The 24,406-nt window shown below is 61.5% G+C and carries 24 protein-coding genes, 2 pseudogenes and 1 riboswitch; of the genes and pseudogenes, 12 read left to right on the top strand and 14 right to left on the bottom strand.

Features of this window, described 5'->3' with window-relative positions; all coding sequences use genetic code 11:
- Positions 1-133: 133 nt before the first annotated feature.
- Both SxD43FB_RS26055 and SxD43FB_RS26050 read right to left on the bottom strand, forming a co-directional pair.
- Positions 134-277, bottom strand: coding sequence for a hypothetical protein (locus tag SxD43FB_RS26055; protein WP_255245819.1), 144 nt, complete (start codon positions 275-277; stop codon positions 134-136).
- Positions 264-671 (bottom strand): hypothetical protein, encoded by a 408-nt coding sequence (locus tag SxD43FB_RS26050; RefSeq protein WP_255245818.1) that lies wholly within the window; start codon positions 669-671, stop codon positions 264-266. The genes SxD43FB_RS26055 and SxD43FB_RS26050 overlap by 14 nt, the downstream gene beginning before the upstream one ends.
- A 33-nt stretch (positions 672-704) precedes the next feature.
- Positions 705-911, top strand: a riboswitch (cobalamin riboswitch).
- Positions 912-1,055: 144 nt separating this feature from the next.
- Between SxD43FB_RS26050 and SxD43FB_RS19715 the strand changes: the two genes are divergently transcribed.
- The 11 genes and pseudogenes from SxD43FB_RS19715 to SxD43FB_RS26045 all read left to right on the top strand — a co-directional run bounded on the left by SxD43FB_RS19715 (position 1,056) and on the right by SxD43FB_RS26045 (position 10,984).
- Entirely contained in the window at positions 1,056-2,996 is a 1,941-nt protein-coding gene (locus tag SxD43FB_RS19715) for a TonB-dependent receptor (protein ID WP_096063642.1), read from the top strand.
- Complete coding sequence (locus tag SxD43FB_RS19710) at positions 2,996-4,051, top strand: threonine-phosphate decarboxylase (RefSeq protein WP_096063641.1); 1,056 nt, start codon at positions 2,996-2,998, stop codon at positions 4,049-4,051. Before SxD43FB_RS19715 ends, SxD43FB_RS19710 begins: the two co-directional genes overlap by 1 nt.
- On the top strand, positions 4,048-4,659 hold the full coding sequence (gene cobO, locus SxD43FB_RS19705) for a cob(I)yrinic acid a,c-diamide adenosyltransferase (RefSeq protein WP_096063640.1): 612 nt from the start codon (positions 4,048-4,050) through the stop codon (positions 4,657-4,659). Before SxD43FB_RS19710 ends, cobO begins: the two co-directional genes overlap by 4 nt.
- A complete protein-coding gene (locus SxD43FB_RS19700; protein ID WP_255245817.1) occupies positions 4,659-5,516 on the top strand; it encodes an ABC transporter substrate-binding protein in 858 nt (285 codons plus the stop codon). The genes cobO and SxD43FB_RS19700 overlap by 1 nt, the downstream gene beginning before the upstream one ends.
- Entirely contained in the window at positions 5,513-6,484 is a 972-nt protein-coding gene (locus tag SxD43FB_RS19695; RefSeq protein WP_096063638.1) for an iron ABC transporter permease, read from the top strand. Before SxD43FB_RS19700 ends, SxD43FB_RS19695 begins: the two co-directional genes overlap by 4 nt.
- Positions 6,481-7,257: an ABC transporter ATP-binding protein gene (locus SxD43FB_RS19690; protein ID WP_096063637.1), complete on the top strand. Its 777-nt coding sequence runs from the start codon at positions 6,481-6,483 to the stop codon at positions 7,255-7,257. The genes SxD43FB_RS19695 and SxD43FB_RS19690 overlap by 4 nt, the downstream gene beginning before the upstream one ends.
- Positions 7,258-7,260: 3 nt before the next feature.
- Positions 7,261-8,187 carry an adenosylcobinamide-phosphate synthase CbiB gene (gene cbiB, locus SxD43FB_RS19685; RefSeq protein ID WP_096063636.1) on the top strand — a complete coding sequence of 309 codons (927 nt, stop codon included), beginning with the start codon at positions 7,261-7,263 and terminating at the stop codon, positions 8,185-8,187.
- The gene (locus SxD43FB_RS19680; protein WP_096063635.1) at positions 8,175-9,635 is read left to right on the top strand and encodes a cobyric acid synthase; all 1,461 of its coding nucleotides are present in this window, start codon (positions 8,175-8,177) and stop codon (positions 9,633-9,635) included. Before cbiB ends, SxD43FB_RS19680 begins: the two co-directional genes overlap by 13 nt.
- The gene (gene bluB, locus SxD43FB_RS19675) at positions 9,628-10,266 is read left to right on the top strand and encodes a 5,6-dimethylbenzimidazole synthase (protein ID WP_096063634.1); all 639 of its coding nucleotides are present in this window, start codon (positions 9,628-9,630) and stop codon (positions 10,264-10,266) included. Before SxD43FB_RS19680 ends, bluB begins: the two co-directional genes overlap by 8 nt.
- A complete protein-coding gene (locus SxD43FB_RS25580) occupies positions 10,266-10,373 on the top strand; it encodes a nicotinate-nucleotide--dimethylbenzimidazole phosphoribosyltransferase (RefSeq protein ID WP_217988814.1) in 108 nt (35 codons plus the stop codon). Before bluB ends, SxD43FB_RS25580 begins: the two co-directional genes overlap by 1 nt.
- Before the next feature lie 71 nt (positions 10,374-10,444).
- Positions 10,445-10,984 (top strand): annotated as a pseudogene (locus tag SxD43FB_RS26045) (nicotinate-nucleotide--dimethylbenzimidazole phosphoribosyltransferase).
- Between the two features lie 23 nt (positions 10,985-11,007).
- Here SxD43FB_RS26045 and SxD43FB_RS19665 read toward each other — a convergent pair.
- The 8 genes and pseudogenes from SxD43FB_RS19665 to SxD43FB_RS19630 form a co-directional block, all read right to left on the bottom strand.
- A complete protein-coding gene (locus tag SxD43FB_RS19665) occupies positions 11,008-11,619 on the bottom strand; it encodes a plasmid pRiA4b ORF-3 family protein (RefSeq protein ID WP_096063632.1) in 612 nt (203 codons plus the stop codon).
- Positions 11,620-11,693: 74 nt separating this feature from the next.
- Positions 11,694-11,822, bottom strand: a pseudogene (locus tag SxD43FB_RS26040) (ATP-binding protein); the annotation flags it as partial.
- Positions 11,823-12,061: 239 nt separating this feature from the next.
- Entirely contained in the window at positions 12,062-12,694 is a 633-nt protein-coding gene (locus tag SxD43FB_RS19655) for a tyrosine-type recombinase/integrase (RefSeq protein WP_096063631.1), read from the bottom strand.
- Between the two features lie 208 nt (positions 12,695-12,902).
- Positions 12,903-13,832: a formylglycine-generating enzyme family protein gene (locus SxD43FB_RS19650; protein ID WP_096063630.1), complete on the bottom strand. Its 930-nt coding sequence runs from the start codon at positions 13,830-13,832 to the stop codon at positions 12,903-12,905.
- The gene (locus SxD43FB_RS19645; protein ID WP_096063629.1) at positions 13,829-15,487 is read right to left on the bottom strand and encodes an arylsulfatase; all 1,659 of its coding nucleotides are present in this window, start codon (positions 15,485-15,487) and stop codon (positions 13,829-13,831) included. Before SxD43FB_RS19645 ends, SxD43FB_RS19650 begins: the two co-directional genes overlap by 4 nt.
- Before the next feature lie 91 nt (positions 15,488-15,578).
- Entirely contained in the window at positions 15,579-16,520 is a 942-nt protein-coding gene (locus SxD43FB_RS19640) for a TauD/TfdA family dioxygenase (protein ID WP_096063628.1), read from the bottom strand.
- A gap of 81 nt (positions 16,521-16,601) precedes the next feature.
- Positions 16,602-18,014 (bottom strand): MFS transporter, encoded by a 1,413-nt coding sequence (locus SxD43FB_RS19635; RefSeq protein WP_096063627.1) that lies wholly within the window; start codon positions 18,012-18,014, stop codon positions 16,602-16,604.
- Positions 18,015-18,023: 9 nt separating this feature from the next.
- Positions 18,024-20,417, bottom strand: coding sequence for a TonB-dependent receptor (locus SxD43FB_RS19630; RefSeq protein WP_096063626.1), 2,394 nt, complete (start codon positions 20,415-20,417; stop codon positions 18,024-18,026).
- 56 nt (positions 20,418-20,473) lie between these two features.
- On the opposite strand from SxD43FB_RS19630, the gene SxD43FB_RS25365 reads away from it, so the two are divergent.
- The gene (locus SxD43FB_RS25365; protein WP_176482854.1) at positions 20,474-20,611 is read left to right on the top strand and encodes a hypothetical protein; all 138 of its coding nucleotides are present in this window, start codon (positions 20,474-20,476) and stop codon (positions 20,609-20,611) included.
- Positions 20,612-21,332: 721 nt separating this feature from the next.
- Here SxD43FB_RS25365 and SxD43FB_RS19625 read toward each other — a convergent pair.
- The 4 genes from SxD43FB_RS19625 to SxD43FB_RS19610 all read right to left on the bottom strand — a co-directional run bounded on the left by SxD43FB_RS19625 (position 21,333) and on the right by SxD43FB_RS19610 (position 24,295).
- Complete coding sequence (locus SxD43FB_RS19625; protein ID WP_096063625.1) at positions 21,333-22,121, bottom strand: SDR family NAD(P)-dependent oxidoreductase; 789 nt, start codon at positions 22,119-22,121, stop codon at positions 21,333-21,335.
- 11 nt (positions 22,122-22,132) lie between these two features.
- Positions 22,133-23,323: a zinc-dependent alcohol dehydrogenase gene (locus SxD43FB_RS19620; RefSeq protein WP_096063624.1), complete on the bottom strand. Its 1,191-nt coding sequence runs from the start codon at positions 23,321-23,323 to the stop codon at positions 22,133-22,135.
- Positions 23,323-23,898: an SRPBCC family protein gene (locus SxD43FB_RS19615; protein ID WP_096063623.1), complete on the bottom strand. Its 576-nt coding sequence runs from the start codon at positions 23,896-23,898 to the stop codon at positions 23,323-23,325. The genes SxD43FB_RS19620 and SxD43FB_RS19615 overlap by 1 nt, the downstream gene beginning before the upstream one ends.
- Before the next feature lie 253 nt (positions 23,899-24,151).
- Positions 24,152-24,295 carry a DUF3072 domain-containing protein gene (locus SxD43FB_RS19610; RefSeq protein ID WP_343228858.1) on the bottom strand — a complete coding sequence of 48 codons (144 nt, stop codon included), beginning with the start codon at positions 24,293-24,295 and terminating at the stop codon, positions 24,152-24,154.
- Positions 24,296-24,406: the final 111 nt, after the last annotated feature.

The raw sequence follows: 24,406 nt of genomic DNA, 5'->3' as shown, positions 1-24,406 counted from the left end.
CCGCGCCACCCACGCTCCCGCTCACGCCACGCGTCGGCATGAGTTTCCTGATCATGCCCCAATATCCGCGCGTAACATGCGCGCCCGCCGCATAGGTCGGGCCGGTCATCAGATGGAGGTCAGGCGGCGCAGATTACGCAGGGGACGACGGGAAGAGGTGATGTTCCAGATGATAGCTGACGTTGAAAGGCCCGATGGGGAGACGGTCGAGCAGGATCGAGATGACGGTGCGGAGTGCCTTTGCGTTCGTGAATGTCCGGGCCTTATGTTCGGCCATGGCACAGATGCGGTTGAAGACATCGACCCAGAAAAATTGCGTGATCAGCAGCAGACCCAATATCTGCCACCGGAAAGGGCGACCACAATATCGCGCCATAGACCAGCACGGCCCACACGACATAGCTTAGGCGCAGCGACAGCCGGTAATCGAAACCGAAGCGTTTGCGATTGTGCAAATTGGCGATGGGTGCCCAGATGCGTCCAGCACGCGCCACCCGATAATAGTTGAGACCGGTGATGCTGCTGACCAGCAGCCAGAACATTGCGCGCGGATTTGGGAAAATGCTGGTCCGGGTCGCGCCGCTGGATACGTTGGTCACAATCATGGATGGTGTTGGTGCGGCGGGCGCGCTTTTGCCCGAGCGGGACCCGCCGACAATGAAGGTCAGCACAGCATTTTCCTTGCAATGCAGTTTTGCTCGCCATATTGCGACGCCGCAACAGGTTCCCAGAGACGGGATTAATAGGGAACGCGGAAGCAGGTATCTACCCCTGTAATCCGTGGCTGTCCCCGCAACTGTGACCGGAGAGCGGTCGCCCCTTCATGCCACTGGGTGCATTTGCACTTGGGAAGGCGGGGCGAGTGTGTTGACCCGGGAGCCAGGAGACCTGCCTGTTGCAGTCGGTCCTTTGCGCGGACGGGGTGTTCAGCGTGATCGAGGTCAATCCTCGCGTGACGACATCGATTGGGGGTGGCGCGCGCGGGTGACAAGCCAGCGAACGCTCTGTCGTGCCATTGGTGCGAGCAGCCCCATGTTGTTTGACAGGGGATACACATGCAAAATCTATTCTTAAATGTGACCGTTGCCACCGCAGCTCTCGGGCTTTGCGGCACCTTCATTGCGCACGCGCAGGATGATGTCCGCACTATGTCGCCGCACGGACCGATCATCGTCGTCACCGCCAACCGCAGCGCCCAGCCCGTCGAAAGGGTCGGCCAATCCATCACGGTGATCGATTCGGCCGAAATCGAGCGGCGGCAGACCCAGACCGTCGCCGATATCCTGCGAACCGTGCCGGGTGTCAGCATCACGCGCAACGGCGGCGTCGGGACATCCACATCGGTGTTCATTCGCGGTGCAGAGAGCGATCAGACCGTGGCACTGGTCGATGGCATCAAGCTCAACGACCCTTCGTCGCCGGGGGGCGGCTTCAACTTCGCGAATCTGCTGATCGGCAACATCGAGCGAATCGAGGTTTTGCGCGGACCATCGTCGGTGCTCTGGGGCAGCCAAGCGATCGGCGGGGTCATCAACATGATCACTCGCCAGCCGACGGACGCCCTTACAGTCAACGTACGCGGTGAATATGGCTATCGCGATACTGGACAGCTGGTAGGCAGCATTGCCGGAAAGGCCGGTCCGCTTTCTGCCAGTATGGGCGCAGGATACTTCCGCACCGATGGCATCTCCTCATTCAGCGAAGCGCGCGGCGGCATCGAAAAGGATGGCTACGAAAATTACGGTGCCAACGGTAATTTCAATCTGGCGCTGAGCGACTGGTTGTCGGTCGATGCGCGCGGCTGGTATTCTGAAGGCCGGGTGAATATCGATGGCTTCCCTCCACCGACCTTTGCATTTGGTGATGTGAACGAGGAATCGCGCACCCGCGAAATCGTCGGCTATACCGGAGTTAACGCCGCGTTGTTCGACGGTCGTTTCCGTAACCGGCTGGGCTATGCGTACACCGACACACGTCGCCGCAACATCAGCCTTGTCGGCCTGCCTGCCGAGACCTTTGTCGGCAATGGCCGCAACGAACGTATCGAATATCAGGGCATGTTCAATATCGCAGAAGGCTGGCAGCTGACGGGCGGACTGGAACGAGAAACATCGCGCTTTTCCAGCAGCAGTTTTGGTGCGCGTCCTTCCATCGGACGGGCCCGGATCGACAGCGCTTACGGGCAGATCGTGGCGACACCGGTGACGGGCCTGACCCTGACCGGCGGCGTTCGGCATGATGACCACAACCGCTTTGGCGGAGCCACCACCTTTGGGGCGAGCGGCGTTTACACGGTGAGCCAGACCGGCACGACAGTGCGCGCCAGCTATGCCGAGGGGTTCAAGGCACCGTCGCTGTTCCAGCTGCAAAGCGACTTCGGCAATCAGCTGCTTCAGCCGGAAAGCTCGAAGGGCTGGGACGCCGGGGTCACCCAGAATCTCGTCAACGGGCGGTTGCAGGCCAGTGCCACCTACTTCCGGCGCGACTCAGACGATCTCATCATCTTCATATCCTGCCCGCTGCCACGCACCGGCATCTGCGCTGGACGGCCTTCGGGCACGTATGACAACGTCTCGAAGGCGCGGGCTAAAGGCGTTGAAATCGGCCTGACGATGCAGCCGGTCGATGCGCTGCGGCTGCAGGCGAACTATACCTATACAGATGCCACCAACCGGTCGCCTGGCAATGTCAACTTCGGGCGGCAACTGGTACGGCGTCCGCAGCACAGCGTCACCGCGCTGATCGACTATCGCTGGGGTTTCGGGTTGGAGACCGGCGTCACTCTCACCCATGTCGGGTCGAACTTCGACAATGCCAACAACAGCCGCAAGGTTGAAGGCTATGTGCTGGCGGATCTGCGCGCCTCGTTCCCGCTGACCGACCGGATCGACATTTATGGCCGGGTCGAAAACCTCTTCGACGAACGTTACGAGACGGTGTTCCGTTATGGCTCGCCGGACCGGGCGGGCTATGCCGGTGTGCGGTTGCGCTACTGATGAAGGCCGCAGCGCGCGCCTTGATCAATGATTTCGCCCGACACGGCGGACGTATCGACATTGCGCGCGGTGCGTTTCCGCAGGTTGCCCGGTGGACCGATCTGTCCACCGGCATTGCGCCCTGGCCCTATCCGGTTGGATATGTTGCGGGCACCGTGGAGCGCCTGCCCGATCCGCTTGACTTATCTGCGTTGGAAACTGCCGCTGCCGCATTCTTCGGTGTCGATGCGACGCGCTTGGTGGCGGTGCCGGGTAGCGATCTGGCGCTGCGGTTGCTGGGCGCGATGCTGGGCGGACATCTGGGCAACAAGTCATCCGCTGTGGTGCGCCCGGGCTATTCCGGTCATCTGACAATGTGGGGCGAAAGCGCTGCCACCGAGTGCACCGCCGATGCGCTGCTGGCAATGGCGAAGACGCACGATGCGTTAGTGCTCGCCCGGCCCAACAATCCCGATGGACTGGTTTCCGATTCCATGCAGTTGCACGCAGCGGCGGCGCTGTTGGCGGAGCGTGGCGGATATCTGATCGTCGATGAGGCGTTTGCTGATGCCGACCCGCACGACAGCCTGGCCAGCTGCGATTGGCCGGGACTGATCGTGCTGCGATCTTTCGGCAAGTTCTTCGGGCTGGCCGGATTGCGATTGGGCTTTGTTATCGCACCGCCGCAAATTGGCGAACGGCTGCGCACACTGATCGGCGACTGGCCGATATCCGGCCCGGCTCTGGCGACGGGCCTTGCCGCCTGCCGCGATACGGCTTGGCATAGGGACCAACGGATGCGACTGCACGAAGCATCGCAGCGTCTCGCGCAGATGCTTTGCGACCATGACATCGAGATCGTCGGCCGAACCGCCTTTTTCATTCTGATTTCAGCGGAGCGCCGCGACGCGCTGTTCGTGCATCTGGCGCTGGCTGGCATTCTGACTCGCCCGTTTGATTATGCGCCGGGCTGGCTGCGGATCGGATTGCCGCGCGAAGACAGCGACTGGACCAGGCTGGATGATGCGCTGGCCACATGGAATGCCGCTTGGAAGACCACAGGGAGCACGCAATGACCGAGACGCCAGAAGACTTTGCCCGCCACAACGCCCGCATGAAGCGGGTACAGGTCGCACGCGAGCGAATGCAGGCACGCCGCACGCTGGAGCTCGGATTGCTGATCGTCCACACCGGCAGCGGCAAGGGCAAATCGTCTTCCGCCTTCGGCATGGCCATCCGCTCGTTGGGCTGGGGAATGAAGGTCGGTATCGTCCAGTATGTCAAAGGTGCGTGGGAGACGGGCGAGAAGAACTTCTTTCATGCCAATCCCGATTTGCTGACATTTGAGGTGATGGGTGAAGGCTTTACCTGGGACACGCAAGACCGAGCTCGCGACATCGAAGCAGCGCGTGCTGCGTGGAAGCGGTCGAAGGAGCTCATTCTTGACCCTGCCTATGATTTCATCATCCTGGATGAACTCAATATCGCCCTGCGGCAGGATATTCTGCCGATCGACGAGATTGTTGCCTTTCTGAAGGACCGCCCGCTGACCAAGCACATCTGCATCACCGGACGGAACGCCAAGCCAGAGCTGATCGAGATAGCCGATCTGGTTACCGAGTTCGAAGAGGTCAAGCATCCATTCAGGGCCGGGTTCAAGGCGCAGAAGGGCGTCGAGTATTGATGCGCGCAGCCGCCTTTGCGCTTGGCCTTTTGGTCGCGGGGTGCTCATCGCAGGCCGCTGACCGCTTGGTGGAGCGCCCGTCGTCCGAGCCATCGGCCCTGCCCCGCGTTGCATCGATCAACCCGTGCGTCGATGCGGTGCTGATGCAGATTGCCCAACCGCAGCAGATTGCAGCGATCAGCCATTATTCGCAGGATGAGCGCGCAACCTCGATCCCCCTCGATCAGGCGCGGCGCTTTGCGGCGACATCTGGGACAGCCGAGGAGGTCGTGGCGCTGGCGCCTGACCTTGTGATCGCCGGTGCCCATGTCGCCCCTTCGACGATATCCGCATTGCACCGCATGCGTATTCCGCTGGTCCAGATCAGTGTGCCCGAGAGCGTTGCCGAAAGCATCGCACAGGTTCGCACGATTGCAGCCGCGATCAACCAGCCCGCACGCGGCGAGGCGCTCGTGTCCCGGATCGACAACGCAGTGCGCGCGGCAACGCCCGCAAGCGACGCGGCCCGCAGCACGGCCCCCGGCGCGCTGATCTGGCAAGGCGGCGGACTGGTGCCCGGCGAAGGCACGCTCGCCAGCGAGTTGCTCCGCGTGACCGGCTATCGCAACATGAGCGCGAATTATGGCCTGAAGCGCTGGGATGTGCTGCCGCTTGAGCATCTCGTTGCGCGTCCGCCGCGCGTGCTTCTGTCGGTTGGCGCACAGGATCGCAGCGACCGGATGCTCGGCCATCCGGTGCTGGCGGGGCTGACCCGGAAGATCGCGGTGCGCGGTTACCCTGAGCGGCTGCTGCATTGCGGCGGGCCTACGATCATCGATGCGGTTGCACATCTGGCCAGCATAAGGGGGGCACTGTGAACCGGGCGCTAAGCCTCAATCTTGCGTTGCTTGTGGGCATCGCTGCCGCCTTTGTGCTGTCCCTGCTGGCAGGCAAGGTGTGGATCCCGCTGGATGCCTGGTCTGTGGGCGATCCGCGCTGGCCGATCATTGCCGAGCTTCGTCTGCCGCGCACGGTGCTGGCGGCGATGGTCGGTGCGGCGCTTGGCCTTTCGGGTGCGGCAATGCAGGGCTATCTGCGCAATCCGTTGGCCGATCCCGGATTGTTCGGCGTGTCGTCGGGCGCGGCGCTGGGCGCGGTGATCTCGCTATATTTCGGTTATGCTGCAGCACCCTGGTTGCTGCCTGCCTTTGCGTTGACCGGAGCGGCAGTGACCATGACCATCCTGGCACTGCTTGTCGGCCGGTCGGGCAGCGTCATCCTGTTCACGCTGGCAGGCGTCATCCTTTCCAGTGTGGCGGGATCGATGACCGCGCTTGCGATCAGCCTAGCACCCACGCCATTTGCGACATCGCAAATCGTCACCTGGCTGATGGGCGCGCTTACCGACCGCAGCTGGGACGATGTGATGCTGGCGCTGCCGCTGCTGGCGCTGGGGTGCGTGCTGCTGGCCTTCACGGGCCGTACGCTTGACGCACTGACGCTGGGCGAATCCGCTGCCCGGTCGATGGGCGTCGACCCGCTGCGGTTGCAGTTGCTGATCGTCATCGGGGTGGCCCTGTGTGTCGGCGCATCTGTTGCGACGGCAGGCATCATCGGCTTTATCGGCCTGATCGTGCCGCATCTTGTCCGGCCCTTTGTAGGCAACCGACCCTCGGCGGTGCTGCTGCCGTCCGCACTGGCGGGCGCCTTGCTGTTGCTGGTGGCAGACTGTTTGGTACGCGCTATGCCGACGGTCAGCGAATTGCGGTTGGGGATTGCGATGTCGATGCTGGGCGGGCCGTTCTTCCTGTTCCTTCTGCTGCGCATGCGCCGAGGGCTGGCATGAGCGTGCTGAAAGCCGAAGGTATTTCGCTCAGGCTGAGCGGGCGCACCGTGCTCGATGCAGTCAGCGCCGCGTTTAAGCCCGGACAGGTGACGGCGGTGCTGGGGCCGAATGGTGCGGGCAAATCCACTTTGCTTTCGTGCCTTGCCGGGCTGCACACGCCCGATGAGGGCCGTGTAATGATCGGTGGTCGTCCGCGCGCCACGCTGGGTCTGCGCGATCTGGCCAGGCAGATCGGCCTGCTGCCGCAAGGTGCCGATGTCCATTGGGATGTGGATGTCGCAACACTTGTGGCGCTGGGACGCTATCCGCACCGTACTCGATGGGGCGAGACCAAGGCGGATCGCATCGCCGTGGCAAGCGCCATGGCCGCGACCGATGTCGCACAGTTTGCTGCCCGTCCGATGACCGCCCTGTCGGGGGGCGAGCGCGCCCGGGTATTGCTGGCGCGCGTGCTGGCGGGCGAACCGCAATGGCTGCTGGCCGATGAACCGCTGGCCAATCTCGACCCTGCGCACCAGCTCGATACACTTGAGTGCCTGCGCGATGTCGCGCGCAGCGGCGCAGGGGTGATCGTCGTGCTGCACGATCTCAACCACGCGATCCGGGTGGCGGACGAGGTGCTGCTGATGTGCGATGGCCGCATCGTCGCGCAGGGCGCGCTCGAAGACGTGCTGACCCCGCAGAGTATCGCAACGACCTATGGAGTATCCTCGCATATCGGCACGACCCCGGACGGCCTGCGGTTCATCGTGACCACTCCGATGGTACGTTAAAAGATGCTCGCGCGGCCCGATCAGTTGCTGCTGGCCCTGATCGGGGAGGCTGCTATCGGTTACCCCGCTGTTATGTTGGCGGTGATCGGCCATCCGGTGATGTGGATCGGTGCCGCAATCGCTAAGCTGGAACAGCGCTGGAACGCGGGTAGCGTGCTGCGCCGCCGGGCCATGGGGCTGACGCTGCTGATGGTGGTCGCAGGCGGTGTCGGCACGGCCGCTTGGCTGATCGAATATTGGGCTTCAGGCAGTATCGCGCTGGTGCTGATTATCGCGGTCGCAACCACGGGCATGGCGCAGCGCAGCCTGGACGATCATGTCCGTGCCGTCTCCCGGCCCCTGATGCAGGGAGACGTGGGGGCGGCGCGCATCGCGGTCGCCCGGATCGTGGGCCGCGATACCGGCGGGCTGGATGAAAGTGGCATCGCGGTTGCCGCCACCGAGAGTCTGGCGGAAAGCTTCTGCGATGGCGTGGTCGCGCCCGCATTCTGGTTTCTCATAGCCGGGCTGCCAGGCCTGATGATCTGCAAGGCCGTGAACACCGCTGATTCGATGATCGGGCACCGCGATACGCGTTATCTGCATTTCGGCTGCGCAGCGGCGCGCACCGATGACGTCGTGAACTTCATTCCAGCGCGGATATCCGGGCTGCTCATTTGCCTTGCAGGATGGGGCGGTTGGCGCATCATGCTGCGCGATGCCCCATTTCATGCTTCACCCAATGGCGGCTGGCCGGAGGCTGCGATGGCGGGCGTTTTACGGCGCAAACTGGGTGGGCCAGTATGCTATGACGGCGAACCGGCTGACCGCGCTTGGCTGGGCGATGGTTCTGCGCCTCATGCTGGCGATCTGCAGCGCGCGTTGTGGGTCTATCGCCGGGCGTGCCTTTTGATGTGGGCCAGTTTAGGAGCGCTTGCATGGCTGCTGTGATGTTGCAGGGAACAGGCTCGGACGTCGGCAAATCGGTGCTGGTCGCGGGCCTGTACCGGTTGCTCGCCAATCGCGGGCTGAAGGTCGTTCCGTTCAAGCCGCAGAATATGTCGAACAACGCGGCGGTGGCGCAATGCGGCGAAATCGGCCGGGCGCAGGCCTTGCAAGCCATGGCGTGCCGCGCCGTACCCAGCATCGACATGAACCCGGTGCTGATCAAGCCGCAGTCAGACACCGGCGCGCAGGTGGTGGTGCACGGTAAGGTCATCGGCACACTGGGCGCAGCAGATTATCAGCACCGCAAGGGCGAGCTGCTGTCGGCGGTGATGCAATCCTGGGACCGGCTGCGAGCCGGAGCGGATATGGTCATTGTCGAAGGTGCAGGCAGCCCGGCGGAGATTAACCTGCGCGCTGGCGACATCGCCAATATGGGCTTTGCCCGCGCGGCAGGGGTTCCGGTGGTGCTGGTCGGCGATATCGACCGGGGCGGCGTGATCGCATCAATCGTCGGCACCAAGGCGGTGATCGACGAGGCCGACGCCGCGATGATCCACGGGTTCGTGATCAACAAGTTTCGCGGTGATGTGCGGCTGTTCGACGATGGTTATGCGCAGATCGAACAGCGCACCGGCTGGTCGGGACTTGGCGTCATCCCATGGCTCGCGGCCGCCCGGCAGCTGCCGGCCGAAGACGCGGTGGTACTGGATGCGGCAGCCGCCACCGATGGCGCGATCACCATTGCAGTACCGATGCTGTCACGGATAGCCAATTTCGACGATTTCGATCCGCTAGCGCACGAACCGGGCGTGCGGCTGACGATGGTGCCGCCGGGCCAGCCCCTGCCCGGCGATGCGGCGCTGATCATTTTGCCGGGGACCAAGGCGACGATCGCCGACCTTGCATTCCTGCGCGCGCAGGGCTGGGATATCGATATCGCCGCGCATGTCCGGCGCGGAGGTGCGCTGCTGGGCATCTGCGGCGGATACCAGATGCTGGGGCAGGCGATCGAAGACCCCGATGGCGTGGAAGGCGCGCCGGAAACCGTGGCTGGATTGGGCTATCTGCCCGTCGCCACCCGGCTGACCGCGGACAAGCGCGTGGTCGATGTGACCGGCACCAGCCTGCGCGATGATCAGCCGTTTACAGGCTATGAAATCCATGTCGGCCAGACCCGCGCGCTCCCTCAGGTTCAGCCGTTGCTGCGGTTGGACAGCGGAGAACATGATGGCGCGGTCAGCCCCGACGGCCGGATCGCTGGATGCTATATCCACCGGCTGTTCGATCACCCTGCCCAGCGCGGTGCGTGGCTCGCGCGGCTAGGCGCGCAGGGTGATGGCGTCGCGCAGGACCATCGCGTCGATCAGGCCCTCGATGCGCTGGCCGCCTCGCTCGAAAACTATGTCGACATTGATCGCTTGCTTGCCATTGCGCGGCATAGCCATGACTGAGCCGACATTCGGCCCGGCCTTCCGCGACCAACTGGACAAACTGCTGGCATGGCGGCGGGATGTGCGGCACTTTCAGACACGCGCCTTGCCTGAAGGATTGCTCGACACGCTGATCGAAGCCGCATGCCGCGGCCCGTCAGTGGGCAATGCCCAGCCCTGGCGATTCGTGCGCATCCTCTCGCCCGAGCGGCGCGAGGCGCTGGCCGTTCAGGTCGATGGGCACAAACATGCTGCTGGCGAGCAGTATTCAGGGGAGCGCAAGGCGCTGTACGACGGCCTGAAGCTCCACGGCCTGCGCGAAGCGCCCGAAATCGTCGCGGTGTTCTGCGATGAGCAGGGCGAAGCTGGCCAGGGGCTTGGCCGCGTTACGATGCCCGAGACTTTGTGCTGGTCGGTGGTGACGGCGGTGCACACCGTATGGCTGGCTGCCCGCGCGAACGGAGTTGGCCTGGGTTGGGTGTCGATCATCGATCCGCACAGCATCAACGCACTCCTGGATGTGCCCGAACACTGGCGCTTCATCGCGCTGCTGTGCTTGGGCTACCCAGAGCGCGAGACCGACACGCCGGAACTGGTTCGGCATGGCTGGCAGGACCGGTTACCTCCGGCAACAACACGGCTGGAACGCTGATGATCACTCGCTGTGACGTTCAGGCTAAGCTTGATGCCTTGGCCAAGCCGATGGGAAGCCTTGGGCAATTGGAAGCGCGGGCGGTGGAACTGGAGGTGGCAGGCTAGTCGCTTACCCCGGCCACCCGGCCACGCCGCGTTATCCTGTTTGCTACCGACCACGGAACATTGCTCAAGGGGTGACGCCCCGGCCCTCGTCGGTGGCAACGGCGATCGTCGAGCTGATCCTGAGTGGCAAGGCGAGCAGCACCGCGCTGGCCAACGCGCACGACGTCGATGTGCGGGTGGTCGATGCGGGGATGATCCAGTCCCCGCGCAAGCCCTAGCTCAGTCATTTCGTTGCGCAACCCGTTGCCCCCGGGACGGCGGACCTCAGCCAGGCTCCGGCGATGACCGTAGAGCAGTTCGACATGGCCCGGGCGCTAGGCGCGGCAGAAGCGCAGGTCGCCATTGATGCTGGCCATCGGCTGCTGATCGCAGGCGAGACGGGCATTGGCAACACCGCCGCCGCCGCCTGCGTGACGCACCTTCTGGCGGGCATCGACGCGGATACCGCGACAGCCAGCGGCGCCGGCGCGGATGCGGCGATGCGCGGCATAAAGCGCGACATCGTTACCGCTGCCGTTGACCGGCTCGGCGGTCGAAACGACAAGGCCAAGCTGACTGCAATCGCCGGGTGCGCGATTGTCTGTGCAACGACCAATTCGATAGCCGGTTGACCACAAATGAGATGCCCGGAAATTCAGGGTTCGAAGCGGAAGCGATAGCTACCTTTTGAGCGTCGGATTGCCTTGGTGATGGCCTTGTTGTTGGCGTCGAGGTCGAAGCGTTCAGGGTGGAACGACCGTCCGGCCCATCGGCGCATATCTTTATGTTCGTCATGGCGCGTATCGTGCCAGGCTTCGAGGAAGTCGAAATAGCCCGAAGGCCCTCCAACGTCTTCAGGCGGGGCGCGGCGGGATCCAGCGACGCAGCGTGGATATTTGACGCCTGGTTCCTTGGTTTTGCGGGTTAGTTCGATGGCGTGCACCCAGCTGTCTCCGAAATCATATTCGTAGAAGATGATTATCGGCGCGGGGCCATAAGCGGCGAAATCGCACAGACGTACATCGCTCGCTTCAAAGGTTCGCCGATCGGACCAATCACCTTCATCGAACTCGGGTGCACCGTAGGTCAGACCACCAATATCAAACTGATGAAGGTGGCTGTCGGTCCATTCGAATGAGGCCTGTATTACCTCATGGAGTTGAGCCAGGTTGAGGGTGCCAGGGAGCTCGAACCGGCGGCTGATGACAGGCTGGATATCGACAATATGGATATCGGCTTGGACGATGATGTCGTTGGGTTCGAACATGAGAATAGCATGACGCGATGCTGGCGCGACGGCAACTGTCGACGACAATTACCCTGCGACATAATCCGCGACAATTACGGCATGAGCTCGGCGTTTTTGGCGGCGGTCCGGCGGCGATAGCTCCCGGCGTTGAACTCAAGGATGGTGGCATGATGGACGAGGCGGTCGACGGCGGCGATCGTCATGGCGGCGTTTGGAAAAATCCGCCCCATTCGGTTAACGTTTCAGCGCCCGTTTGAGCCCAAAGCGACCCTAATGATCACTCAGCGACCAATTTTCGCCGTCGAGGTGTGGACCTCTTGGCATTCCGGCGGCAGCCGACCCTTAGCGGCCACTGAATGGCAAGATTTCAGTTCCTAAGTGCAGACGGTCTGCTTTTTCGCTGTAAGACCTTGCTCATGATGTCGGTCGGCCCCTCATTTAAGCGAGGGGCCGGGAACTGTTATATTTCTGTGCCTTCTGCAAGGGTCAGTGCATCTTCGACATCCACGCCAAGATATCTCACCGTGCTCTCTATCTTCGTATGTCCAAGCAAGATCTGAACAGCGCGAAGGTTACCTGTGGCCTTGTATATGATTGACGCTTTGGTACGCCTCAACGAATGCGTTCCATAATCTTCGCTTGGTAAGCCGATGCCTGTCACCCATTCGTCAACGAGGCGAGCATATTGCCGAGTGCTGATATGGTTCAAGTGGTCATTTCGGCTCGGAAAAACATAGTCTTGCAAAGCGCCGCCGCGCAGCTCGAGCCATGTAAGCAGACTTGCGCGGGCATCGTCCATCAATTCAAACTGCACCGGTCGGCCAGTCTTTTGCTGAACCACGGTCGCTCTCAGACGAATTTTCCGATCGCATACGAGATCGCTGATCCTGATTTTAACGAGGTCACAGCCGCGCAGTTTGCTGTCGATGGCGAGATCGAAGAGGGCCCTGTCACGGACCCGCCTGTGTTGATCAAGAAAAAAACGGACCGCCCAAATCTGTCGAGGTTTAAGCGCTCGCTTTGCTCCGATTTTACGCCCCGCGTTCCACGAAATTCTTTCGTGAGCGGCGGGATCAAATTCCGATAATCCCATGACACTTCTCCTATGACCATGATGGCCACAAGAGGAACGCTAATCGGATAGGTTCGGCGCTTCCCGATCCTTCGTATTTCCGCCGTTCCAGACAGCTAGCATCCGTATTGCTAGCTGCGCAGCCATTGGCTGCCACGCTGCTGTCAATCTCGGTCTAACATGAGGATATGGAAATTGGAGAATATGGAAATTGCGCGAAACACGCTCCTCATTTCAGGCTGACAGTCCGAAAGCCAAGATGCGATGCACCTAGCGTCTCATCCTGACCGTGGCGTGCGGAGGGGCGGTAGCGGGCGCAATAATTGGGCGCGCACAGGAACGATCCGCCTTTTATTACACGCGTCCGAGCATCAGGCTGGCTGGGGTCGAAGCTGGGATTGCCCGGTGTGCCCCATCCTGCGCGCATCGGCTGATGTCCTGGCTGATACCAGCTTCCTGTCCATTCCCACACGTTGCCGATCATATCGTTGAGCCCATAGGCATTGGCCTTATAGCATCCGACCGGAGCCAAGCGACTATGGCCGTCCGTGCCGTCATTACTGATCGGAAACGTACCTTGCCAGCTATTGGCGGCATCGGGCGGGGGCTGATCGAGACTTTCGGCCCCGCCAGCGCGCGCGGCATATTCGAACTGCTCCTCGTTGGGCAAGGATCGCCCGGTCCACTGGGCATAAGCCAGCGCATCATCATAAGCGATATGGACAACCGGCCAACGGTCGCGACCGCGCAGCCCGCTACCTGGCCCTTCAGGATGACGCCAGTTCGCACCTTTCACGTAGCGCCACCATTGGTCGGGCGATGTGGGGCGGTCCAATGGGCCGGGCGGATCGAATACGGCCGAGCCACCATCCTTCTCGGCGCGCGTGACATGGCCCGTGGCGTGGACGAAGGCAGCATATTGGGCATTGGTCACTTCATGCCGGTCGATCCAGAAACCCCTGACCCTAGCAGTGTAAGAGGGGCCTTCGTCCGCATAGGCTTGGTCGCTACCGAAACGGGCGGTGCCGCCCGGCACCCATAGCTGATCGTTGGGCGGCACAGGACAGCGCTCCCTCGGGCCGACAGCGCTCAGCGTCGGCCCTGTCGATATCGGCCCTGCCGCCAGCAACAACGCGATAGACACAACCAAGCGGATCATGGTGCATAGATCCGCTGGTCAGGCAAGATCACACCAACGTCGGTTGCATAGGCGTCCCATTGTGCGATCAGATGCGCCAGCCGGTCAGGCTGTTCCCTACTCAGGTCATGGGTTTCGCCGGGATCATCGGACAGGTTGAAAAGATGCCATTGGCCATCACCGACATCCGTAATCTTCCAGTCGCCCTGGCGGATCGCGCGCGATCCAAACAATTCCGTGCCTACGGCGTCGTTTGCCGCATAGACGCGGTCCGCTTTGCCAGACAGATAGTCGGCCCAGCTTTTGCCGCGGATCGGCTCGACCGTGCGTCCTGCAAACTGGCCTTTGGGATCAGCGATCCCCGCGAGGTCGAGGAATGTTGGTGCCACGTCCATGACCGATCCGAAGATGGGCGCGATACTCGCCTGCTTTTGCGCGCGGGGATAGTGGATGAATGCGACGGCGCGCGTTCCGCCTTCTGTTGCATAAGCCTTGTATAGCCAAGATGGCGCTGTGGCCGCCTGCGCCCAGGCTGGGCCATAGGCGATGTAGGAGTTCGCATTGCCACGATTGGCCAAATTATTGTCGGACGTGGCCAGCCTTTCTTTCATACCTTTGAGCTGGGTCGTTTCCAAATCCATTCCTTCCGCTCCATTGTCGGCGGTGAACAGGATGACGGTATTGTCGTAGACACCCTGGCGCTTAAGTTCGGCAATCACACGGCCCACATTCTGGTCGAGCCGATCGATCATCGCGGCGTAGATTTCCATATCGCGCGCGGCGACCTGCTGCTGCGCAGAGGTCAGTTGGTTCCAGCGCGTATTATAAGTAGGATCATGCGCTGGCTTATTCGGATCGATAAGGCCGAGTTCAGCCTGTCGTTTTAGCCGCGCGGCCCGCAAAGCCTCGAACCCTGCGTCATAGCGACCCTTATATCGGGCGATGTCCGATTGGCGGGCTTGCAATGGCCAGTGTGGGGCGGTGAAGGTGAGATAGGCGAAAAAGGGCTTCTGCCCGTCTTTGCCAATGGCGGTGGTGCGCAACTGGTCAATCAGCTTGGTCGTGAAGCTATCGGACGAATAGAAGTCGGCGGGGAGCGCGCTCAGGGTCTGCCCATTCTCGCGATAGGTAGCACCGGGCTTGGACGGATCGGTCGTCAGGTCCGTGCCGAAATGATTATGCGCCCCTTGTAACATTACGAAGCTATGCTGGAAACCGCGTGCGCTTGGATCCTGTTGGGGTGTGAGACCCAGATGCCATTTGCCCGATTGCAGGGTGCGATAGCCATTGGCGGACAGCAATTCGGCAAGCGACGCAACCTTGGGGCTGAGATAGCCTTCGTGACCGGGCTTGCCCTTCTGATTGGGGGCGACCAGTTCGGCCATCGTGGCCAGCCCCGCGCGATGATTGTCCGTGCCTGATAGCAGCATGGAGCGTGTGGGCGAACAGGTTGGCGCGGTGTGCCAGTCGGTCAGGCGCAGGCCTGACAGCGCCAGTGCATCTAGATTGGGCGTCGCGATCTCTCCGCCAAAGGCGCCCAGATCGGAATAGCCAAGATCATCGGCGACGATGACGAGGAAATTGGGGCGCTTGTCCGGCGCCGCCTGCGTAGGAAGGGTTGCGACACTGGTGGCAAGGGCAATCGCGAGCCCCAGCAAACGGGGAATTTTAGGCATCAGGCATGGTCTTTCACGAAAAGGGAGCCGCGCCGCCCCAGAAGGACGGCGCAGCCCAGTTCGGCCGGTTTGGGTTCGGGGGAGAACCGGCTTATTCGGCAGCTTCCAGCACCGGCTGGACTTCCTGCTTGATCGTGCGGCTGTGGCGGCCGTCGATCGCGATCGGCACATCGCCAGCGATGGTGGCTCGGCGGAGCGTGCGGCGTTGCAGGCCGAAATCGGCGATAGCGCGATGCTGTGTGGCTCGATTGTCCCAGATTGCGACGTCGCCCGCCCGCCAGCGCCAGCGGACGGTGTTTTCCGGCAGGGTGATATGATCCTGCAGGATGGCGAAGAGTCGCTGCGAATCCGCCGAGTTCAGCCCCACGAAATTCTTGACGAAGTGCCCAAGCAGCAGGGACCGCTCGCCAGTTTCGGGATGAACGCGCACAACCGGATGCTCGGTTTCATAAACGGTCGAGGCGAAGACGCGACTATATTCCTCTGCCCGCTTGGCGTCCTTGATGCTGAGCGCAGCGGCATAATCATATTTGTTGCTATGAACGGCCCACAGGCCATCGACCAACGTCTTGAGTGCTTCGGGCAACCCTTCATAGGCGCTGGCCCCATTGGCCCAGAGCGTATCGCCGCCCGCCGCCGGGATGGTGATGGCGCGCAGGATCGATGCGGCGGGATAGGCATCGACGAAGGTGACATCGGTGTGCCAGCTGGATGCAGCATAGCCCTCCTTGGAATCCAGTTCGAGCAGGTAATGGGATCCGTCCGCCACAGGCACGGTGGGGTGCGCGACCGGTTCGCCCAACAGCCCGGCAAAGGCTTCGTGACGGCCATCGTCCAGTTCCGTCTGATCGCGGAAGAACAGCACTTTGTGCCGGGAAAGCGCGGTGCGGATCGCGGCGATCGTGCCGCCATCCAGATCGCCGGACAAGGCGATGCCGCGCACCTCCGCGCCGATGCGGCCTGCGACAGGCGCGATGTCGAGCGGGCTGGTGGGGTCTGCGGCATTGATGAAACTGGCAAGAAGGTTGGTCATGTCAAATCTCCTGATAATTTTGGGGGGTGATCCTGGTTCGGGGGAGCGGTGGATCGGTCTGATGCGCCATGACGTCCCGCCCTATTCCGCCGGCACCAGCGCGGCGTCGCGCCGGGCCAGTGTTTCGCGAACGTCCGCGTGGGTCGCTTCATCCAGCGGGAAGCCGTGGATCAGCGCAGCAGACAAAGCATGAGCGATCGCCGGGCCGAGGGCGAATACCAACAGCAAGCCATTCAGCGCCTCCGGACTGTTTGCGCCCTTTGGATCGAAGCCGAACCAGGCGACCAGCGGCAGGGCGATGCCGATGGCGATCGCTGTCCCCGCTTTTACCGACAGGCTGAAGGCGGAGAAGAACAGCGCGGTGCGATCATGCCCGGTTTCCAGCCGGTGCCGGTCGGCAACGTCGGCCACCATGGAACGGAGCATGAGATTGCCTGATCCTTGCGCAAACCCCTGGGCAATGGCTAGGCCCAGCAGGAGGGGAAGCGCATCGGGCGTGACCAACAACAGACCAAGGTTGATCGCGACCTGAACCATTTCTCCCGTCACCGCCGCGCGATGCTTGCCGATGCGGTAGCCGATCTGCGCCCAGATAGGCCCGGCCGCGATGCCGAAGATGAATTGCAGCAGGAACAGCCCGCTCGCCCATTGCGGCAGCCCCATGTAGAAAGTGACGAAAAAGACGATGAGCACACTGCGAATACCTTGGCCCGCCGTCACTGCCAGGTCGGACGCGAGCACGCGCAGGAGCAGCCTGTCGCTGAACACCACGGCGGCGGCATGTGCGAAGGACAGGCGCACCGGGGGCTGTAACGGTGCCGGGGCTTCGGGAAAGGCGCGCAGCACGAGTGGCAGCGCGATGACGAGGCTGGTCAGAACGACCGTGCCCATGGCACAAAGTTTCAGCATACCATTGTGCGGCTGCCACTGATCGATGATCGTGGGCAAAACCAGCACCAGCAGCAGCGCCGCCGATCCTGCAACCGCCTGATAGGTCACGACCCGCGTTCGCTCATGATATTGCCCCGAAATCTCGCCCGACCAGGCGAGATAGGGGATCTGGATCATAGACCAGCCGAGATAGAGGATGAACAGCGCCGCCGCGAGATAGAGGGGCGTGACCGCGAGAAACGGGAAGAACAGGGCGATCGCGGCGATTCCGAACACCAGCGCTCCCGCCGCGATCCACGGACGGCGGCGACCAAAGCGACTGCGGGTGCGATCGCTCAGGCTGCCGATCAACGGATCGGCCAGCGCCCCCCACAGCCGTTCGGCCAGGAAGATCGTGCCGATCACCGCCAGCGACAGGCCGAACTGCTGCGCGTAAATGGCGGGCAGGTAGACTGTCAGCGGCATTTGCGCGGCATAGATGGGCACTGCCAGCGATGCGAAACCGGCCAGGCGCACGCCATTAAGTTCGCGCGGCCGGTCACGATCCGATGCCCGGTCGGGCTGGATCGGTTGCAGCATGGGGGGGGGAAAAAGCGTGGCCATGACTGGACCTCATATTTTCGTGCGAAGGGTGATGCCGACCGTTCGGGGATCGCCTACTTGGCCGGTGATCAGGCCGGTGTTGGCCGGGCTGAGCGTGACGAAATAACTTTTGTCGGTCAGGTTGCGTGCCCAGACGGACAAGTCCCAGATCCCGTCATCGGATCGCAGGCCGACGCGCGCGTTGAGCAGGCCGTAGCCCGGTGCCAGCGAGTAGCGGCTGTTGCTGACGGCGGTGTAGATCGACGAGCGGTGCGAAAAATCGCCATGGGCATAGAGTTCAATCCCCCGGCTGCCCCAGTTCCCGATCGGTTGCGCCATGTCCGCGCCCAGCGTCCAGGTGAATTTCGGCACGCCTGCCAGCCGCGCACCGGACAGATCCTGCAACGATCCCAGGTTCAGATTTTCGACCGCCTGCTGTGCGTTCCGGTAATCCAGATAGGTCGCATCGACATAAGCGGCCGATGCTGACAGGCTAATCAGGCGGGTTGGTGCATAGACAAGGTCCGCTTCGAACCCGCGTGAGCGCACCTTGCCCGCATTGGCGATATATTGTCGGTAGGATACCGTGTTTGCGACTTGCTCGGTGATCGCGGTTTGATAATCGGTGATTTCGGTCCAATAGCCCGCCAGATTGAGCGTGGCCTTACGGTCCAGAAACTGCGTTTTGGCGCCCAACTCGAAATGATTGACCGTTTCGGGCTTCACATTGGCATCCACGCCGGCCGGGATCACCGACAGGTTAAGCCCACCCGATTTGCCGCCGCGCGAATAGGTTGCGTAAAGCAGGGCGTCCGCCGCGACCTTGTAGGAGAGGTTGAGCAGGCCGGAGACATTGGCGTCGTCGAACGCGGTCGTAAAGGATGCGACCGGACCGAACTGATTACGCAACGCCTGGGCTGTCGCGCGTTCGCTGGCGGACAGCGTAGAGAGGTCTGCGCCGGACACGACATGCTGTTCGAAGACGCCCGCCTTCTTTTCATAAGTGTAGCGCAGGCCCGCCGTTATCTTGAACGCATCGCTGGCGTTCCAGGTCAGCTGGCCGAAGGCGGCGTAGCTTTTCGTGGTTGGCTCCGAATAGCTTTCGACGCCATAATTGCCGATGGCCGCATCCCGGACATTGGCGGCAACGCCGGGCAGATTATAGAGCGGCGCGTCGACCCCGAAAGTGGTCGCCCCATAGCCGCGCACGGTCTGCCAGAAATAATAGAGACCTGCGACATAATCGACGGCGCGTTCGCCAGTGGAGGCAAGCCGCAATTCCTGACTGAACTGGCGCTGGCGATTGGCCTGCTGCGCTTTGGTCAGCACCGACAGGCCGATGGCGTCGCTGTCGTTTGCCGGGTCCCAATCCCACCAGCGATAAGCGGTGACCGATGTCAGCGCGACCCCGCCCAGATCCCAATCGATCTGGCCCGATGCGCCATAGCCGCGCATATTGGCCTGATAATGAGAATTGGCGTCGGTCTTGCGCGCGAAGGGATCGAAAGGCAGCGGGGTGTAGCCCGCCCGTGCCACGCGCTGCTCAAAGTTATTCGGCAGCGCGGCGCCATTGTCATATTCGCTGTAGCTGCCGACGAGCAGGTTGACGCAGCAATTGAGCGTCTGCTTGGAAAAATCGCTGATCAGCTTGATCGACAGCGTCTCGCTGGGGGTGGCCAGCAACTGCCCGCGCACGCTGAAATTATCGTAGTCGGAGGCCTTTCTCCCTGTGCGGACATTGTCGATGAAACCATCGCGATGGGTGTCGGCGATGCTGATCCGCGCGGCGAGCCGGTCCCCGATCAACGGACCGGACAGCGATCCGCGCAGCTGATGATAGCCATAGTCGCCCAGCGTCGCTTCACCTGAAAACTCCGGCTCGAAACTGGGCGGGCGGGTGGAGATGTTGATCGCACCCGCCGTGGTGTTCTTGCCGAACAGCGTGCCCTGCGGCCCGCGAAGGATTTCGATCTGCTGCAAGTCCACCAGATCGAACTGCGATTGGCCAACACGCCCATAATAGACATTGTCGACATAGACGCCGACGCCATTTTCCAGCCCGTCATTGGTGAGCGAGACGTTGCTGCCGAGGCCGCGAATATTGATGTTGGTATTGCGCGGATTATAGCTGAAAATCTGGAGGCTGGGTACCAGTTGCTGGGTCTGGCCGAGCGAGAAATTGCCGGTCGCGGCGAGTTGCTCCGCGCCGACCACACTTAGCGCGATTGGCACGTCCTGCGCGCTTTCGTCGCGACGGCGGGCCGTGACCGTGATTGCCGCTGCGTCTTCCTCTGCGGCAGCGGCTTCAACCGGCAACACGGACTGGGCCAACGCGTCCTGCGCCGATATCGTAACCAGAGCAGCGCTCGCCAGCATGGCGTAATGCAGCCCGAAATGCCGCGAGCGAGTGGAAATGGATGTCATGTCTTGTCCCTGATTTTTCTTGTTACAACCCGCTCGCCGGATGGGGCGGGACGCGGATGTGGCCGTCATTGCTGATGATCGCGCTGCCGACGCTGGCGGCCTATGAGGCACGCCCCTGCGCGCTCGGCAGCCTGGACGATACAGGCAGCCGAGCGCTGCCAGTGCCGGTTGAACGGTACCGGTACGCCTTGTGAAAAGACGTTGGCGAATGGCCCCAGGGAGCGACAGATCGCCGCGCTACGGTTTAGGTGGAAAGTTGGTAAGAGCGCATCGTTTCAACCCCATATTGGAAGGGGGGAACACGATCCCTGGCGTGGACGCCCTGGCACCGTGCGCTTTAGCCGTTGGTATCGCGGAGCAAGCTGCATCCCATCAAAAGCCGCGAGTCTGATGCTGATGTTGTCATTGGGCACGGCGACCAACCGCAGCCCTTTCAAGCAATCTCTACTTAATTCATAGACAGCAATCGGTCATGGGAGTTTTGCTTTGGCCGTGACAATCTGACCTATCCTCCGGGCTGCCGGAACAACGGTTCTCATGCGCTGGCGGCTACCAAGGTTTTGCTCATAGCTAAATCAGGCTGCCGCCGACCCTAATACGACATTTAGACGCGGATTTTTGTGTCCTCGCTGCGGAACGTCCGGTTGTGGCGGCAATCCACCGAAATACCTTGTTTCGATGCGGTGGTGCAAAGGCGGGCTACCACCATTCGACGTTTGCAGGCCCCATCGATCAGAGATCTCTTCTAGAGCAGTATGCGAGCAAAGGTGGGGATGACCAGCCTCTCTTTAATTCCGTCTGCCCATCTTGGCAAATTCGATGATGTGGTAGATCGATTTCCTTGGACGGAAGAGGAGCGCAACTTCTCATTCCACTCCTCTACCGAGCAAAACCGATAGGTTTGCACGGGGCGTTCTAGCCTTCGTCGGCCGACCCAGGTTCCGCCATTTCACGATGCTGTTCCGCCAGGATCGCCGAAGGCGTTACATGCGCTACGGCCGCCTGTACCTTGTTCTTCCACCCGGACACGATATGGGCATCACCCTTCATCAGCGCATTCCAACCATCGCGCGCGACGGCGGCAGGATCGCTCTTGCTGTCGGATGATCCGACGCTGGTGTCGAGCATGTCGGCGCGATCGAAAAATTCCGTCTCGACCGGCCCTGGCATCAGGGTCGTGATGGTGACGCCCTTGCTGTCCTTGATCTCATTACGGATCGCATCGGCAAAGCTGTCGACGAAGGCCTTGCTACCGTTATAGACGGCCTGGAAGCTACCCGGAATGAAGCCTGCGATCGATCCGGTGATCAACACTTTGCCGTCGTCACGCGCCACCATTGCCTTCAGAACCTTTTGCAGCAGATACAGCGTGCCGGTGATGTTTGTGTCCACCACGCGCCGCCAGTCGGCAACGTCCTGATCGAGAAAACCGTGGCCAAGGCCGCGCCCGGCGTTGGCGCATAGCAAATCCACTTGTCGGCCGTTAGCCGCGGCGAGAAGCGTATCCACGCCTTGCAATGTCGCAAGATCGGCCTCGACCGCAATAACCTCGACATCATGCTGCTTGAAATCCTGCGCAGCGGCGTTGATCAGCGGTTCGTCGGCCACGACTAGCAGGTCATACCCATTTTCCGCAGCGATGGAGGCAAGTTCGAAGCCGATGCCGGTGGAGGCGCCGGTGACAATCGCGAATTTATTGGCCATGTCTGTCTCTCCTATTGCGCGGCGGCGGTAAGACCGGGCTTCAGCACGATCTTGGTCACTTCATTCTGGTTGTCGTGGAACATCTTGTAGCCCTTAGGCGCATCTTCCAGGCCCATCCGATGCGAGATCAGGAAGGTCGTATCGATCTTGCCCTCCAGAATCGCATTGAGCAGGGCGGGCATATAATGCTGGACGCTCGTCTGTCCGGTCTTGAGGGTCAGCCCCTTTTCCATGAAGGCGCCCAAAGGAAACTTGTCCACGAAGCCGCCGTAGACGGCTGGCATCGACACCCGCCCGCCCTTGCGACAGGCGTGGATCGCCTGCCGGATAGAATGGGTGCGATCGGTCCCCAGGAAAAGCGATGCCTTGATCTGATCGACCACATTGTCGACAAAGAAGCCATGGGCTTCCAAACCCACCGCATCGATCACCGCATCAGGCCCGATGCCGCCGGTCATCTCCATCAACGCTTCGTAGGTTTTGGATTCCTCGAAATTGATCGTCTCCGCGCCGAATTTTTTCGCCAGTTCCAGCCGATGCGGAAAATGGTCGATCGCGATAACACGGTGCGCGCCCATCAGGAAAGCCGACTGAACGGCGAAAAGCCCGACCGGACCACAGCCCCATACCGCCACCGTATCGCCCGGCTCGATGTCCGCATTCTCCGCCGCCTGCCATCCGGTGGGCAGGATGTCCGACAGGAACAGCACTTCGTCGTCGTCCAGTCCGTCAGGCACCACGATCGGCCCCACGTCGCTGAACGGCACGCGCACATATTCGGCCTGGCCGCCTGCATAGCCGCCGGTCAGGTGGCTGTAGCCGAACAAGCCCGACATGGGCTGGCCGTACATTTCCTGGCCGATGTCCTGATTGTCGGCCGGATTGCCATTGTCGCACGCGGAATATTGGTGCTTGCCGCAGTGATAACAGCTGCCGCAGGCGATGGTGAAGGGCACCACGACCCGCTGTCCCTTTTGCAAGGTGGATCTGGGACCGGTTTCGACGACTTCGCCCATGAACTCATGGCCCAGTATGTCGCCGGCCTGCATGGTCGGGATATAACCGTCATAGAGATGCAGGTCGGACCCGCAGATCGCTGTCGATGTGATCTTGATGATCGCATCGCGCGGGTTGAGGATTTCCGGATCGTCGACCGTATCGACGCGGACGTCATGCTTGCCGTGCCATGTGAGCGCGCGCATCAGTCTGTCTCCTCGTCACGTTGCTTTCGAGTCCAGGCCGCAGTCGCGACCTCTCCCGTTTCCATCAATTGTTTGAAACGGCGCAGATCGCGTCGTGCCTGGATGGCGGGTTCGCGCTGGAAGAGCTTGGCGATCACCTTACCCACCATGCCCGCAGGCGGATCATAGGCGATGGTTGCCGTAACGATGGTGCCACGCGCGCCTGCATCGCGAAATTCGATGCGGCCGCTATTGGGGACATCGGAGCCTTCGCCAGAGGTCCAGGCGATCAATTCGCCGGCTTTTTCCTCCGTAATTTTCGCGTCCCATTCCACAGTGCGTCCAGCCGGCGCCTTCACCACCCAATGCGACGTCGTGGCGGACAGGATGTCGATGTGTTCGACATTGTCCATGAACGACGGCAAATTGGAAAAATCGCGCCAATAGGCGAAGAGTTCGTCACGAGGGCGGTTGATCGTGACCGAGCGCCCGATCAGATCGTCACCCTTGGACTGGGTCACGGCCGCGATTCCGTTTGCGCGTTCTTCTTTCAATTTCGATGTCGTCGGCGGGGCATCGTCTGTCGCCATCGTCATGGGCATTCTCCAGCCATTCTCATGATGTCCACGCGGGAGCAGTCCGATCTTTCGGAGGCTGCGTCCCGGTATGAGCGGACAACGCCTGAATGTCGGATGGGTCCAATAGTCTGTTGGAAAATCTGTCTGATCGACATCAGTTTGGGTGGATTGGACGTGACGCTGTGGCAGGCTCGGCCCCCTCCATCAAAATTAGATCATGTGGTGCGATTTCCGACATGAAACATCGCAAATGGTTCGAACCATAAGTCCGTCAGGCGCGCCCAAGCTTCGCTTTCATCTCATCGATCTGACGCGATGCATCTGCTTTCGTCAGATCTCCGGTTGGCAGTTCCACACCCGCTTCTTCGCATAAAGTCGCTAGATAGGACGCCTGCGCACGGCTTTGTTGCGAAATTGCGCCTGGGGGATTCCTCAGGTGAATCGAGTGCTTTAGGGGGCGGCTATGCCCAAGCCAGCCTCACCAAAGTATCGCACGACAAACTGGAGCGCGTATAATGCGGCGCTG

Origin of the sequence: Sphingobium sp. D43FB (assembly GCF_002312805.1) — a bacterium.
GTDB lineage: Bacteria > Pseudomonadota > Alphaproteobacteria > Sphingomonadales > Sphingomonadaceae > Sphingobium.
This window is presented reverse-complemented; position numbering and strand designations above follow the sequence as displayed.

Bases quoted from the DNA above. Each gene is read 5' to 3' on its own strand.
- SxD43FB_RS19715 (WP_096063642.1), top strand. From the start codon at position 1,056: ATGCAAAATCTATTCTTAAATGTGACCGTTGCCACCGCAGCTCTCGGG.
- SxD43FB_RS19700 (WP_255245817.1), top strand. From the start codon at position 4,659: ATGCGCGCAGCCGCCTTTGCGCTTGGCCTTTTGGTCGCGGGGTGCTCA.
- SxD43FB_RS19680 (WP_096063635.1), top strand. From the start codon at position 8,175: ATGGCTGCTGTGATGTTGCAGGGAACAGGCTCGGACGTCGGCAAATCG.
- SxD43FB_RS19640 (WP_096063628.1), bottom strand. From the start codon at position 16,520: ATGACCAACCTTCTTGCCAGTTTCATCAATGCCGCAGACCCCACCAGC.
- SxD43FB_RS19635 (WP_096063627.1), bottom strand. From the start codon at position 18,014: ATGGCCACGCTTTTTCCCCCCCCCATGCTGCAACCGATCCAGCCCGAC.
- SxD43FB_RS25580 (WP_217988814.1), top strand. From the start codon at position 10,266: ATGATCACTCGCTGTGACGTTCAGGCTAAGCTTGATGCCTTGGCCAAG.
- SxD43FB_RS19655 (WP_096063631.1), bottom strand. From the start codon at position 12,694: ATGGGATTATCGGAATTTGATCCCGCCGCTCACGAAAGAATTTCGTGG.
- SxD43FB_RS19650 (WP_096063630.1), bottom strand. From the start codon at position 13,832: ATGATCCGCTTGGTTGTGTCTATCGCGTTGTTGCTGGCGGCAGGGCCG.
- SxD43FB_RS25365 (WP_176482854.1), top strand. From the start codon at position 20,474: ATGTGGCCGTCATTGCTGATGATCGCGCTGCCGACGCTGGCGGCCTAT.
- SxD43FB_RS19615 (WP_096063623.1), bottom strand. From the start codon at position 23,898: ATGACGATGGCGACAGACGATGCCCCGCCGACGACATCGAAATTGAAA.
- SxD43FB_RS19665 (WP_096063632.1), bottom strand. From the start codon at position 11,619: ATGTTCGAACCCAACGACATCATCGTCCAAGCCGATATCCATATTGTC.
- SxD43FB_RS19690 (WP_096063637.1), top strand. From the start codon at position 6,481: ATGAGCGTGCTGAAAGCCGAAGGTATTTCGCTCAGGCTGAGCGGGCGC.
- SxD43FB_RS19630 (WP_096063626.1), bottom strand. From the start codon at position 20,417: ATGACATCCATTTCCACTCGCTCGCGGCATTTCGGGCTGCATTACGCC.
- cobO (WP_096063640.1), top strand. From the start codon at position 4,048: ATGACCGAGACGCCAGAAGACTTTGCCCGCCACAACGCCCGCATGAAG.
- bluB (WP_096063634.1), top strand. From the start codon at position 9,628: ATGACTGAGCCGACATTCGGCCCGGCCTTCCGCGACCAACTGGACAAA.
- SxD43FB_RS19710 (WP_096063641.1), top strand. From the start codon at position 2,996: ATGAAGGCCGCAGCGCGCGCCTTGATCAATGATTTCGCCCGACACGGC.
- SxD43FB_RS19620 (WP_096063624.1), bottom strand. From the start codon at position 23,323: ATGCGCGCGCTCACATGGCACGGCAAGCATGACGTCCGCGTCGATACG.
- cbiB (WP_096063636.1), top strand. From the start codon at position 7,261: ATGCTCGCGCGGCCCGATCAGTTGCTGCTGGCCCTGATCGGGGAGGCT.
- SxD43FB_RS19625 (WP_096063625.1), bottom strand. From the start codon at position 22,121: ATGGCCAATAAATTCGCGATTGTCACCGGCGCCTCCACCGGCATCGGC.
- SxD43FB_RS19645 (WP_096063629.1), bottom strand. From the start codon at position 15,487: ATGCCTAAAATTCCCCGTTTGCTGGGGCTCGCGATTGCCCTTGCCACC.
- SxD43FB_RS26055 (WP_255245819.1), bottom strand. From the start codon at position 277: ATGGCCGAACATAAGGCCCGGACATTCACGAACGCAAAGGCACTCCGC.